General features: G+C 33.7%; 12 protein-coding genes. 8 read left to right on the forward strand and 4 right to left on the reverse strand.

All coding sequences use genetic code 11. The annotated features are described in order from the left end of the window. Positions 1-3: 3 nt before the first annotated feature. The gene (locus ACW0JX_RS11480; RefSeq protein ID WP_089170967.1) at positions 4-870 is read right to left on the reverse strand and encodes a LysR family transcriptional regulator; all 867 of its coding nucleotides are present in this window, start codon (positions 868-870) and stop codon (positions 4-6) included. A 129-nt stretch (positions 871-999) separates the two neighbouring features. Here ACW0JX_RS11480 and ACW0JX_RS11485 point away from each other — a divergent pair, with 129 nt between their 5' ends. Further along, on the forward strand, positions 1,000-2,043 hold the full coding sequence (locus tag ACW0JX_RS11485) for an aspartate-semialdehyde dehydrogenase (protein ID WP_000591709.1): 1,044 nt from the start codon (positions 1,000-1,002) through the stop codon (positions 2,041-2,043). 78 nt (positions 2,044-2,121) lie between these two features. On the opposite strand, the gene ACW0JX_RS11490 is transcribed toward ACW0JX_RS11485, so the two are convergent. Beyond that, positions 2,122-2,553, reverse strand: a complete 432-nt coding sequence (locus tag ACW0JX_RS11490; protein WP_000093107.1) for a hypothetical protein — start codon at positions 2,551-2,553, stop codon at positions 2,122-2,124. A gap of 286 nt (positions 2,554-2,839) precedes the next feature. On the opposite strand from ACW0JX_RS11490, the gene ACW0JX_RS11495 reads away from it, so the two are divergent. Beyond that, on the forward strand, positions 2,840-3,964 hold the full coding sequence (locus ACW0JX_RS11495) for a C45 family autoproteolytic acyltransferase/hydolase (RefSeq protein WP_000285230.1): 1,125 nt from the start codon (positions 2,840-2,842) through the stop codon (positions 3,962-3,964). A gap of 63 nt (positions 3,965-4,027) precedes the next feature. After that, positions 4,028-4,279, forward strand: coding sequence for a hypothetical protein (locus ACW0JX_RS11500; protein WP_000936604.1), 252 nt, complete (start codon positions 4,028-4,030; stop codon positions 4,277-4,279). Between the two features lie 96 nt (positions 4,280-4,375). Here ACW0JX_RS11500 and ACW0JX_RS11505 read toward each other — a convergent pair whose 3' ends face one another. Further along, the gene (locus tag ACW0JX_RS11505; RefSeq protein ID WP_065483522.1) at positions 4,376-5,278 is read right to left on the reverse strand and encodes a LysR family transcriptional regulator; all 903 of its coding nucleotides are present in this window, start codon (positions 5,276-5,278) and stop codon (positions 4,376-4,378) included. 156 nt (positions 5,279-5,434) lie between these two features. Between ACW0JX_RS11505 and ACW0JX_RS11510 the strand changes: the two genes are divergently transcribed. From ACW0JX_RS11510 to ACW0JX_RS11530, 5 genes are all read left to right on the forward strand, one after another. After that, on the forward strand, positions 5,435-6,124 hold the full coding sequence (locus tag ACW0JX_RS11510) for an MOSC domain-containing protein (RefSeq protein WP_001262982.1): 690 nt from the start codon (positions 5,435-5,437) through the stop codon (positions 6,122-6,124). 258 nt (positions 6,125-6,382) lie between these two features. Further along, the gene (locus tag ACW0JX_RS11515; RefSeq protein WP_050843558.1) at positions 6,383-7,270 is read left to right on the forward strand and encodes a GNAT family N-acetyltransferase; all 888 of its coding nucleotides are present in this window, start codon (positions 6,383-6,385) and stop codon (positions 7,268-7,270) included. 33 nt (positions 7,271-7,303) lie between these two features. Next, the gene (locus ACW0JX_RS11520) at positions 7,304-7,900 is read left to right on the forward strand and encodes a DUF1349 domain-containing protein (protein ID WP_001027675.1); all 597 of its coding nucleotides are present in this window, start codon (positions 7,304-7,306) and stop codon (positions 7,898-7,900) included. Between the two features lie 221 nt (positions 7,901-8,121). Further along, the gene (locus ACW0JX_RS11525; RefSeq protein WP_053564518.1) at positions 8,122-9,876 is read left to right on the forward strand and encodes an ABC transporter ATP-binding protein; all 1,755 of its coding nucleotides are present in this window, start codon (positions 8,122-8,124) and stop codon (positions 9,874-9,876) included. Continuing rightward, positions 9,869-11,665, forward strand: coding sequence for an ABC transporter ATP-binding protein (locus ACW0JX_RS11530; RefSeq protein WP_098128087.1), 1,797 nt, complete (start codon positions 9,869-9,871; stop codon positions 11,663-11,665). Before ACW0JX_RS11525 ends, ACW0JX_RS11530 begins: the two co-directional genes overlap by 8 nt. Positions 11,666-11,750: 85 nt before the next feature. Here ACW0JX_RS11530 and ACW0JX_RS11535 read toward each other — a convergent pair whose 3' ends face one another. Continuing rightward, positions 11,751-12,878, reverse strand: a complete 1,128-nt coding sequence (locus ACW0JX_RS11535) for a collagen-like protein (RefSeq protein ID WP_459245678.1) — start codon at positions 12,876-12,878, stop codon at positions 11,751-11,753. Between the last annotated feature and the right edge of the window lie 315 nt (positions 12,879-13,193).

Raw genomic sequence — 13,193 nt, forward strand, 5'->3', positions numbered from 1 at the left:
ATCTTAATCTCGTTCAAGTAAGGAAAGAAACGACTGTAACACCGGGGAAATCCATCTGGATTTATGATAGATTACATGACTTTGAATAACGGATGGAGTTTCGATAGGCTGAAAACATAGTTGTTCTTTTTGACAACTTTCCTGTACAACGATATAAGGAAGAATTGAAATGCCTAACTTACACATGACGGATTGTTTAATGACTTCAACATTGGAAGTTTCAAATGTTTTAGCTGGAATATTTCCGCTTTGACGTAAAAAACGATCTACCATTGTCCTATAGCCGCAGCTTTGTTCTGTAAAAATGAACTGGGTTTCCTGTAATAACTGGAATGGATTTGTATGTGCAGCGGAATAAGCTGGTAAAATCCATCCAAATGTTTCGTTACTAAAAGTACGCGTAATAAAATCATTATGTTCTATACTTTCTCCAATTATGAAGACAACGTCTGTTTCTCCTTCACGTAATTTTTGTAATGCTTGTTCATTTGTGTTTGTTTCAAGTACGATATTTACTTTCGGATTTTTCTGTTTGTAAGTACGTAATAATTGTGGTAATCGGTATACCGCTAATGATTCATTAGATGTAATACTTAATGTACCTTCTAAATAATCTGTATTTTGGGGGATTTCTTGCGCTTTTTCATATATTGAAAGTAATTCTAATGCATAAGGATGAAATTGATGACCTGCTTTTGTAAGTAGCACTTTTTTCCCTAACCGATCGAAAAGAGGAATATGTAAATCGTTCTCTAAAGCTTTCATATGTGCTGTAACAGTAGATTGCGCATAACCTAGCGCGTGCGCAGCTTTAGAAAAATTACCATACTTCACAATGGCGCAAAATGTTTTAACATGTCTCATTTCCATAAGCGATCCCTCTTTTATTATCATGATTTGTGAATGATTATATCATGTATTTTAATTTTCCAAATGATTAAATTCTGTATAAAATGAAATTGTAGAAATATTCATTCAGGTGATATTGGAGGAGAAAAGATGATCAAAAAGGGCTATCATGTAGCTGTTGTTGGGGCTACAGGTGCGGTAGGGCAAAAAATTATTGAACTGTTAGAGAATGAAATGAAGTTTAATATAGTTGAAGTTACATTGCTTTCGTCAAAACGATCCGCTGGTAAGAAAGTAAGATTCAAAGGACGAGAGATAATTATACAAGAGGCAAAAACAACTAGCTTTGAAGGTGTAGATATTGCCTTTTTTAGCGCTGGGGGAGAAGTATCTAGACAATTTGTAACTCATGCAGTTTCTAGTGGTGCGATTGTAATTGATAACACAAGTGAGTACCGAATGGCACAAGGTGTACCGCTCGTTGTTCCGGAAGTGAATGCGCACACTTTAAAACAGCATAAAGGTATCATTGCAGTTCCAAATTGTTCAGCACTACAGATGGTAACAGCACTTCAGCCGATTCGAAAATCATTTGGTTTAGAAAGAATTATCGTTTCAACATATCAAGCTGTATCGGGTTCTGGCATTCATGCGATTCATGAATTACGAGAGCAGGCTAAGTCTATACTTGCAGGTGAAGAAGTGAAGAGTGATATATTACCGGTGAAAAAAGATAAAAAACATTATCCAATAGCATTTAATGTACTGCCTCAAGTAGATATATTTACAGACAATGATTTTACTTTTGAAGAAGTCAAAATGATTCAAGAAACGAAGAAAATATTAGAAGATGAAAACTTGAAAATGGCAGCTACTTGTGTACGTGTTCCAGTTGTATCGGGGCATTCAGAATCGGTTTATATAGAACTGGAAAAAGAAGCAAGCGTTGCGGAAATCAAGGGAATACTAATGGATGCACCAGGTGTTATTTTGCAGGATAACCCTAGTGAACAGTTGTATCCAATGCCATTATATGCAGAAGGGAAAATAGATACATTTGTCGGAAGAATACGTAAAGATCCTGATACGCCAAACGGATTCCACCTCTGGATTGTTTCCGATAACCTATTAAAAGGTGCGGCTTGGAATTCAGTTCAAATCGCAGAGACTTTAGTGGAAAAGGGGATACTTTAATATAGTTTAAAAAACTGGGGAATCGTTAATGATTCCCCAGTTTGTATTTCATAATTGTTTTCTTTATTTCGGCCGACTTTAATTAAAATTAGTTGTTATTGAATTTTTATAAATATCTACTTTATGTGCAGTGAAGCGTAAGGTTTTGGATTCTGCATGAATTGTAAGATTAATAATAATCGATAACGGCATTTCGACCGTTTTCACAATATCTTCTATAGCAATATACTCATTTTTTGCTTCCTTATAATAAACAACAGAACGAATTACGGCCTCGTCACCTTCAATATCAATTTCACACATCATAGGGAATTTTTCACCATTATGTAAGAATAATTCGCCTAGTACGATTGAACCGTTTAATTCTTCTGTAAAATTAGTAGTTGCCGCTGGTTTTACCCATGTTTCGTCATGTTCTTCGTTTTCCTCTTCATCTATTGCCCATTCCCAAATGGGGTTTTGTTTTAGGTCCTCAATAGTTAATTTATCAATCGGTTTGCAGCTACTCATACATAAATTCTCCTTTTATTTTGATAAATAAGTTTTTTGATTTCATGAATTAGATGATTGCTTATAAGTGGGTTTAACAAAGTATTTTGCTCATTTGATATCCAAACTACTGTATTTTGAAATAAAGCTATTACAGCAATATTAACAAAACTTTAATTGTCTAGTAAATAATTATTAGTGGAGATATTAAAATGGGATGGTGTTAAAGAAAGATAGTAAAAAACATCAAGGATGAATGAAATCCATTTGGTACGATATGGATATATCCAATGTGAGGGGGATTTTGATGTATCAAGTAAAGGGGTATTTTTCATCATTAAAAGGAAGTTATTATGAGATTGGAAAGCAACAAGGGGAATTCGTGAAACAAAATCCGTATCTCATCCCGCAATTTATACACGAAGAAAATGTAATATCTAATAACCATTGGACAGAATCGAGAAATATACTAAACAAACATTGTCCAGGCATAAATGAAGAAATTGAGGGGTTTTGTGAAGTGTTAAAAATTCCTTCAAAAAATATGATGTATTACTATCAAACACTATTGAAAGCAGGTTGTAGTCATTGTGCAGTATTACCTAAAAAGACCGATTTAGAGCACACATATGTATTAAGGAATTATGATTTGTCACCAGTAATAGATGATATGCGTTTTTGTTCAACTCATGTTGAAGGTGCGTATGCACATAGTGGTTTTTCTACTCAATATTTTGGCCGAACGGAAGGGATAAACGAGCATGGATTAGCTGTTACATTTTCAGCATGTGGTCAACCAGTAGGAAATATTGCAGGTTTAAGAAAGCCAATGGTGAGTGGTTTACAATGTTTTGCGGTAATTCGATTGTTGTTGGAGAAATGTAAAAATGTGCAGGAAGCTAAGTTACTAATAGAAGAAATCCCAATTGCTAGTAATATTAATTTAATAATAGCTGATCCTTTAAATGCAGCATATATTGAAATATTTGACGGTCATAAATCCACAATAACGATTGATGGTGAAAAACAAGCTTTTATTGTATCAACAAACCATGCAGTTAGTTCATCAATTCAGAAATTAAATAATAGGAAATTAGAACAATCAACAAAGAGATATCACCTTTTACATGAGCATTTAAATAGATGTGAACAAGTAAGCATAGAGTCTTTAAAAAAGTTAGTAGAAGAAGAATATCCTGCTGGACTTACTGTGCATAACTATGAAGAATGGTTTGGAACTTTACATTCTGTATTATTCGATTTACATGATCGTACAATGAAGATTTGTTTCGGATCACCACTTTTAAACGACTGGTATTCATTGAAAGTTGGAGGAAGTATGCCGTTTTCTGAGGTGAACGTGAACTTTAAAAATAAAACTTATACTGACTTTTGGAAGGAAGATAAGAATGAATTGATACCTAAAAGATAAATGGGATAAGATGGTGATGTAAAGAGTGCATTTATACTGGAGGGATTATCAATACTAAAAGTTATGTTACCATTTGTTCTTATCTTTTTTCTTGTCATTGCGATGTATATTGCTTATCAAAAGAGAAAAAAGTCTGGGATAAAAGGATTGAAAAGTGCGGTAACTTCTATTTGCTTCTTTTCACTTGCAATCTTAAATATGTTTGCATATTGGTTTCATTTTGGCGGTGCTTTTACTTGGTTATTTTCAATTGTATTATTGCTAGTTGGTGCATATTTTACTAAATATATTCCAATATCTAAAAAGGTACATTAAAGTTTATAAGAGTTAAATATAATGTTTACTTTGTTTTGAAAAGAGATTATTCTACTAAATTCTTGTGAAACGGTTTCATAGGATAATCTCTTTTGTTTAGTTTTGGAAAGAACGTACTGTGATTTTTAGTTGCTCAATAAATTCTCGAGTTGCAGCACACATATATTTATCTTTTCTATAAATTAGCCCTATTTCAATTATTGGAGTAGGGTTTTCTATTTTAATAGCTTGAATGTTTTTATTTTGTAAAAAGTCTATATATGGTTTGGGTAACACTGTAATTCCCATTCCTTTGGAAACCATTTGGATTAAAGATTCCATCGTACTAATTTCTAAAATTGGCCTTGGTTTAAAGTTTAACTTTTGACAATGAGATGTAATTAGTTCGGTTAAAAAGAAATTTTTAGGTAAAAGAATTAAAGGGTAGTTCTGTAATTCAGCAATAGATACATGATTACGTTCAGCTAATCGATGACCAGTGGGCACGACCAATGTAAGATCGCTTTTGTATAGAGGGATGGAGATAATCTCTTTATCTTGCACCGGGAGAAATGTAATTCCAATATCTAGTTCGTTTTGTAATAATTTTTCACGAATATCTCCTGTACGAAGCCCTAATACAGAAAGCTCTATATTAGGATATAAATTATTAAAATTTAAAATAGCTGTTGGTAGTAAATAATTTACGACGGTTAACAAAGCCCCTATTGTTAAGGAACCTTGCTGTAATCCGTTTAGGTCTTGAATAGCTGAACGAGCTTGTTCGACTTCATGAAAAATGGTTTTACTATGTGATAATAAAATCTTCCCTGCTTCAGTTAATGATATTTTTTTACCAATTCGATCGAAAAGTGGCATTCCTACTTCATGCTCTAATGCACGTATTTGTTGACTTAGTGAAGGCTGTGAAATATTTAATTTTTCAGCTGCTTTTGTGAAATGTAATTCTTTTGAAACAGCTAAAAAGTATTCAAGTTGTCGTAATTCGATTGGAATCACCTCAAGTATAATGATAGGTTATACCTATCATTATTATATAAATAATTGAATTGAACAATGATTTTAGAGGTTTTATAATCATCTTTATGTAACAGAGAGGGGTGTAAAAATTAATCGAGAGAAAATACATGTAACACCTTTAAAGGAGGAAATAGAATGGCTAATGAATATCAATTATTATCTTTAAATATAGGATTACCAAAAGAGGTTATATACGGCGGAAAAGTAATTCATACAGGCATAAATAAGAAACAAGTAAAGGAACCGGTATATTTATCCTTTGTAAAATTTAATGGAGATGGACAGGCGGACTTAGTTCATCATGGAGGAGTAGATAAAGCAGTTTGTGTTTATACTGGTGATCACTATCCATACTGGGAAAAAGAATTGAATCAAGATCTTGTATATGGGGCTTTCGGAGAAAATATAACAGTTAGTGGTATGCGCGAAGAGGATGTTTGTATTGGTGATACGTTTGAGCTCGGAGAGGCAATCGTACAGGTAACACAACCAAGGCAACCTTGTTTTAAATTAGCAAAAAAATATAATATTCCAAAGTTACCACTATATTTTCAAGAAACAGGATATACAGGATTTTATTTTCGTGTATTAAAAGAAGGATGGGTATCATCAGTCGATACATTAAAAAGTCTACAGTCTGATCCGAAAGGTGTTTCAATAGCGTTTGCTAATCGTATCATGCATAAGGAAAAACAAAATATTGAAGGGGTAAAAAGAATATTAGAAGTAAATGCACTTTCAAGTAGTTGGAGAAAGTCTTTTGAAAAGCGTATAAGTGGAGAAGAAATTAATACGAAGGAAAGACTTGAAGGGATAAAAGAATAAAAATATTTTATTATAAATAGTGTATTTCTATTAGTAAAAGCTAATTAGAAAGCGCTATTTTTATATAATAAACTAATTAATATCCAGAAATCTTAATATTGTTTTATTCGACTTATTTTCAAATAGTCAAAACATAAAATTAATTAGACTTTTTTTTTATGTTTTATGATAGTATATTGATTGGTAAGACCTCTATTTTTAAGAGTAGGTCATATAAGTATATCTAATTTAATGGAATTTAACATTTGGAGGTACAACATGGGGAATGTTGAAAAATTGGCAAGTCTTCTAATAGAAGAACCGAAAAGAGAGCAGTTATTTCCTTTATTTGAAGAAGTGTTTGGAATTAAAACTCAAACATTGAATGATTTTTCGGATAAAGGATATTGGGATGATACATATAAAGCTTTATCGTTTTTACAAGAAGATAAAGTGATTGCAAATGTTGCGGCATTTTCACTCCCATTATTAATTAATGGTGAAAAAATAAATGCGGCGGGTATTCAATCAGTAATGACACACCCTAATTTCCGTAGACAAGGGTTAATGACACAATTAATGGATAAAATGATAGAAGAAATCGATAAGAAATGTGAATGTGCATTATTGTTTACGGAAAACCCTGAACTATATACAGCATTTGGATTTAAAGTTGTGCAGGAATATTTGATGACTATACCATATGATAAAAATATTAATAATAACGATTCACTACTTAAAAAGTTAGATTACTATAATATAGAGAATAGACAGTTAATACATGAAACTATTGATAGTAGCCAAAGACTTTCAAATAGTTTTTCAACTTTAAACTTCCATCCTTCATTTTATTTGAATATGTATGATTCGGAATGGAATGAGAAATTGTATTATTCAGAGAAACTAGATGCTCTAATCGTTTATGAAGTAGAAAATGAAAAGTTGAAATTATTTGGAGTATTTGCGCCAGTACTTCCGGTTTTAGATGAATTATGTGGAGAAATCAATGAAAGGTTTACGGAAATCGAATTTTATTTTTCTCCGGATCAATTAGGGGTTGAGGATGTACAGTTTACAGAAGTACAGTCTAGCAAGTATTTAATGGTTCGAAGTGATAAAGAGTTAGATTTTAAAGGTTATAAATTCCCAGTATTAGCGGAGTTTTAAATGTCTATATAAATGCTTTATTATGGAGGAGCTATGAATATATCGTATATACCAGAACATATTGAGCAACTCACTATAATGAATGTACCTGAATACTATAAAATTAATGATAATCATGCGTTTATTGTCCGTTCGAAAGCAGAAACTGATTTTTGGCTTAAAACACATTATGGTTTTGAAGTAATGAATGGTCATGTATTTTATAATGAGATGATGACAGACTTTCAAGCTGAAGTTCAGTTACGTATGAATCCAAATTCAAAATTCGATCAAGCAGGTCTTTTTGTTATGATTTCGGAGAACTGTTGGCTAAAAACATCTTTAGAATATATCCCTGAAGGGCCATCTCACTTAGGTGCTGTCGTAACGAATAATGGATATTCTGACTGGTCAACGCAAGATTATCCAACTGAAGCAGCTAAGCAACAACTTCGTTTTCGAATTATTCGAAAAAGCGGTGATTATACAATATATGTGAAAAAGGGCCATCAATGGGAACAAATAAGAATCGCTCATTTAATGGAGGATATAGGGAAGGAGCCTGTTAAAATAGGTTTTTACACGTGTAGTCCTTCTAAAAATAAGGGATTTGAGACTGAGTTTTTACATTTTACAATTGAAGAAATATAGATGAAAAACCGTATTCTTTTCATTAAGAATACGGTTTTTGTATTTATATAATATAAAGCACATTTATTGACTAGAAAGTCATTAATACTTATCATTTAATAATGTTAAATATTAATTTGCATAATATAATAGAAGTAATAAAGAAATTACAAAATATATAGCTTAAATAAGGAGGGATATGAATTATTCAGTGGTAATTTCATGGGAAAAGGAGATTATGTATGAAATCATTTCGTAAGTTATTACAGTATTTAAAACCATACATGTTCTTCGCTATTATTGGGCCGCTATTTATGGTACTTGAGGTTGCGATGGACTTAATTCAACCGACTATTATGCAACATATCATTGATGTTGGGATTGCAAATCGGGATTTAAATTATGTAATAAAAATGGGGCTTCTTATGATAGGAGCAGCAGCACTCGGTTTAGTTGGAGGGCTTGGGTGTATGATGTATTCTACAAAAGCAGCTGTTAATTTCGCTACAGACATACGAAAAGATGTGTTTGCGAAAATAGAAACATTTTCTAGTAATAATCGGGACTCATTTGGAACAGGTAAATTATTAACGATCGTGACAAATGATATCACTTCCATTCAATCGGCAATGACGATGACATTACGTGTTCTCGTTCGTGGTCCACTGTTATTTATCGGAAGTATAATTATTGTTTTTGTAACAGCGCGAGAGTTATTTCCAATATTACTTGTAGTTGTTCCGATTTTATTACTTGCGATTATTTTAATTGCAAGTAAAGCAAGTGGTACATTTAAAAAGGTGCAAGAGGCATTAGACAAAGTGAATACAAAGCTACAAGAAAATTTATCTGGTGTGCGTGTTATAAAAGCGTATGTAAGACAAAAATACGAAATCGCTCAATTTGGAAATGTAAATACAAATTTAACGAAGATAAATATTCGAGCTGTGCAACTTATTTCTTTAATGATGCCAATCATTATGCTAGTTGTAAGTGGCGGCATTGTCGCAACATTATGGATTGGTGGAGAAAAAGTATTCGATGGAACGCTTCAAGTAGGAGCGATTTTGGCATTTATTAATTACTTGAATATCATTTTAATGTCACTTATGTCGATTAGCATGGTATTTATTCAAATTGCGCGAGCTTTTCCATCTGCGGATCGTGTACAGCAAGTGTTAAATACCGAGGTTGATATTATAAGCGAAGCGTATGCGATCGAACCTGAGAAAATTGAAGGAAATATCGAATTTAAAAATGTTAGTTATAGCTATACGAAAAATAATGAATACGTTTTAAAAGATATTTCGTTTAGCATACAAAAAGGTGAAAAAGTAGGGATTATTGGATCAACTGGAAGTGGTAAATCTACCTTAGCGAAACTGTTACCACGTCTATATGATGTGGATCATGGTGAAATATGTATAGATGGAATAGATGTTAAAAAATATGATTTGCAAAAACTCCGTGCTTCAATAGGGTTTGTACCTCAGAAGGCGTTGTTGTTCTCAGGCAGTATAGAAGAAAATTTACGTTATGGTAAAGAAGATGCAACACATGACGAGCTGGAAGTAGCAGCTGCATCAGCTTGTGCGACTGAGTTTATCAATAAGCTGGAAGAATCTTATCAATATAATTTAACACAAGGCGCGACAAATCTATCAGGTGGACAAAAACAACGTGTATCAATTGCAAGGGCACTTGTGAGAAAGCCACCGATTCTCATATTAGATGATTCTACATCAGCAGTTGATGCAAAATCAGAGGCTACTATTCAAATAGCTTTAAAAACAAAATATAAAGGCACAACAACTTTATTAATTGCGTCTAAAATTTCTTCCATAATGGATGCGGATAAAATACTTGTATTAGATAATGGTGAATTAGTTGGCAATGGTACACATGAACAATTGTTAGAACAAAGTGAGGTTTATCAGGAAATTTATCTTTCCCAAGGTGGTAATTTAGATAAAGAAGGTGGGGAAGAACATGCGTAATTTTCAAGGGCAATTTGCTAATAAAGGTGGACGAAACACCCCAAAGATGGGAAAAGCTAAAAATGCTCAAGGAACTGTAATGCGGGTATGGAACTATATGGGCTATCAAAAAGCTGCTCTTATGTTTGTTATATTTCTAGTCGTTGTTACTACATTACTTGGATTATTAGGTCCCTATTTTATGGGAGTTATTATAGATCAATATATTGTACCGAAAGATTTAAGTGGTACAGCAAGAATGTGTATGTTACTTATCGCGATTTATGGTGTAACTGTACTTTTAACATGGTTACAAACGTTTGTCATGATTAACGTTGCATTAAAAACAATTCAAAAAATACGACAAGATATTTTTGAGAAAATCCAAACGCTTTCTTTACGGTTCTTTGATGTGCGTTCTCAAGGTGATTTAATGAGCCGTGTGACAAATGATATAGATAATTTGAATCAAGCTTTGACACAAAGCGTTGTACAAATTATTTCATCAGCATTAACTTTTATAGGTGTAACGATTGCAATGTTCGCCTTAAATTGGATTTTAGCAATTGTAACTTTAATTACAGTACCTATTATGTTTTACGTTACAAAAAAACTAGTTGCATATAGTGGTAAAAACTTTGCGAAGCGTCAAAAAGATTTAGGTGAATTAAATGGATTTATTGAGGAAGCAATTACAGGTGCGGATGTTACAACGTTGTATGGAAAAGAAAAAGAAACTGTACAAAATTTCAATAAAATTAATGAACAGCTAAGAGTTTCAGCTACGAAGGCTGATACATTTTCAGCTTTTATTTTTCCAAGTATGAACTTTATTAATAACTTAGGTATGGGGCTTGTCATTGGGACTGGATCCGTTATGGTCTTAAACGGAATGACAACAGTAGGAGTTATTGCGGCTTTTATTAATTATTCTCGTCAATTCTCAAGACCGCTAAGTCAATTTGCGACTTTAATGAATACAATTCAAGCGGCAGTTGCTGGTGGAGAACGTGTTTTTGAAATTATGGATGAGGTACCAGAAATTCAAAATAAAAAAGACGCATTCGTTGTACAAAATTTACAAGGGCATGTTGCACTTGAGAATGTTTCATTTGGCTACGCAGAAAATAAAACGATTTTAAAAGAAGTGAGTCTTAAAGCGCAGCCAGGAGAGACAATTGCTTTAGTTGGTCCGACTGGATCAGGGAAAACAACAATCATTAATTTGTTAACTCGCTTTTACGATATACAGCAAGGACAAATTCATATTGATGGAAAAGATATAAAAGATTATGATATTAATTCTTTACGAAGTAAAATAGGAGTAGTTTTACAGGATACGTATTTATTTGCTGGTTCGATTATGGATAATATCCGTTATGGACGCTTAGATGCTAGTGATGAAGAAGTTATAACTGCAGCTAAGGCAGCATCTGCACATTCTTTTATTAAGCATTTGCCAAATCAATATGAAACAGAAATTGCTTCAGAAGGATCGAATTTAAGTCAAGGACAAAAACAACTTCTTGCGATTGCACGAGCAATTTTAGCAGATGCAGATATATTAATTCTCGATGAAGCGACATCAAATATTGATACAAGAACAGAATTACAAATACAAGCAGGACTAAATAATTTAATGAGAGGTCGCACAAGTTTTGTGATCGCTCATCGACTTAAAACAATTGAAAAAGCAGATCAAATTCTTGTTATAAAAGATGGAAATATTTTAGAAAGAGGGAATCATGAATCTCTCATGGAAGATAAAGGGTTTTATTTTGATTTGTATACGAGTCAGTTTAAAATTTAATATAAAGAATGAGGTTTCTCTAGAAAAGAGAAGCCTCATTTTTTATATTTCTAAATTTTATGAATCACTTTTCTAACCCAATTAATTATCCGACCTGAAAAATACTTATACTTGCAGATACATTTGTTAAAGAGCCACCATCACTATTTGAGAGAGTGATAGTACCTGCTGAAGAGGTGTTATTTATTAAAGTCAAGGTTGAAGGAACAATTGTTACGGTAAAAGCAGCAGTACCTTGATTGATTGTATGTGGTGACCCCGTACCAAAACGCCCACCTGGAATTGGTGTACCATTTAGTTCGAGGGAGAATTGGTTTTCGCGAGAAGCTTGTAATTGAAACTCTGCTACATATGTTCCTAGTGTATTAATTATAATATTTCCAGTACCTGTGATGTGACTAAGAGCAGTTCCTGTTATAGGTCCATTTGTGTTAAAAGTAACACTACTTCCCACTGCGATTGATTGGTTAGTAGTATCAAAAACATATAGATAGTTTGTTAATCCTACACTAGCCGCCCCGGTAGGCCCGGTGGAACCGGTAGAGCCAGTATGTCCAGTAGCCCCAGTAGGCCCGGTGGAACCAGCGGAGCCAGTAGAACCGGTAGCCCCGGTAGGTCCAGTGGAACCAGCGGAGCCAGTAGAACCGGTAGCCCCGGTGGAACCAGCGGAGCCAGTAGAACCGGTAGCCCCGGTAGGTCCAGTGGAACCAGTAGAACCAGTAGAACCAGTAGAACCAGTAGAACCAGTAGAACCAGTAGAACCAGTAGAACCAGTAGAACCAGTAGCCCCGGTAGGCCCAGTAGGCCCAGTAGCCCCAGTGGAACCGGTAGAGCCAGTAGCCCCAGTGGAACCGGTAGAGCCAGTAGCCCCAGTAGGTCCAGTGGAACCGTTAGAACCGGTAGGCCCGGTAGGTCCAGTGGAACCAGTGGAACCAGTAGAACCAGTAGAACCAATAGAACCAGTAGAACCAGTAGAACCGGTAGTCCCAGTAGCCCCAGTAGGTCCAGTGGAACCGTTAGAACCAGTAGGCCCAGTAGTCCCGGTAGAGCCAGTGTGTCCAGTGGAGCCAGTAGAGCCAGTAGAACCGGTAGGCCCAGTAGTCCCAGTAGGTCCAGTAGGTCCAGTAGGAGAATGTGGGAGAATAATACGGTTAATATCTAAAAGTGAAAAGTTAATGAACATATCTTTGTTTTGATAATCTATCGAAATCACCTCACTAGCATGTTTAAAGAAATAGTAAAGTAATAATTTTTATAGGTATTTCATTTCTATATTATTAATGCAACTTATTTTGGAAACAGTAAATAGCTATCATGACTATAGGGTATTAATTTTTAACCTAAATTTTAATAAAACCTTTATTAAAGATAAAGAGCGCTTTTAAAGGCGCTCTGAGACAAGTTTCATGTTGAAAAAGGGAATTGAGGATATTATGTGCATACTGTTTTAGAATGTTGTAAATTTTTAATTAAAAATAAAAAAATCTTATAAAAATTTAAAATCTGTATTATTAGATAGTTACCATAC

The sequence above is a fragment of the Bacillus sp. C-3-6 genome (assembly GCF_054509685.1).

Excerpts from the sequence above, each read along its gene's own strand:
- ACW0JX_RS11480 (WP_089170967.1), bottom strand. The coding sequence starts at position 870 with ATGGAAATGAGACATGTTAAAACATTTTGCGCCATTGTGAAGTATGGT.
- ACW0JX_RS11485 (WP_000591709.1), top strand. The coding sequence starts at position 1,000 with ATGATCAAAAAGGGCTATCATGTAGCTGTTGTTGGGGCTACAGGTGCG.
- ACW0JX_RS11490 (WP_000093107.1), bottom strand. The coding sequence starts at position 2,553 with ATGAGTAGCTGCAAACCGATTGATAAATTAACTATTGAGGACCTAAAA.
- ACW0JX_RS11495 (WP_000285230.1), top strand. The coding sequence starts at position 2,840 with ATGTATCAAGTAAAGGGGTATTTTTCATCATTAAAAGGAAGTTATTAT.
- ACW0JX_RS11500 (WP_000936604.1), top strand. The coding sequence starts at position 4,028 with ATGTTACCATTTGTTCTTATCTTTTTTCTTGTCATTGCGATGTATATT.
- ACW0JX_RS11510 (WP_001262982.1), top strand. The coding sequence starts at position 5,435 with ATGGCTAATGAATATCAATTATTATCTTTAAATATAGGATTACCAAAA.
- ACW0JX_RS11515 (WP_050843558.1), top strand. The coding sequence starts at position 6,383 with ATGGGGAATGTTGAAAAATTGGCAAGTCTTCTAATAGAAGAACCGAAA.
- ACW0JX_RS11520 (WP_001027675.1), top strand. The coding sequence starts at position 7,304 with ATGAATATATCGTATATACCAGAACATATTGAGCAACTCACTATAATG.
- ACW0JX_RS11525 (WP_053564518.1), top strand. The coding sequence starts at position 8,122 with ATGAAATCATTTCGTAAGTTATTACAGTATTTAAAACCATACATGTTC.
- ACW0JX_RS11530 (WP_098128087.1), top strand. The coding sequence starts at position 9,869 with ATGCGTAATTTTCAAGGGCAATTTGCTAATAAAGGTGGACGAAACACC.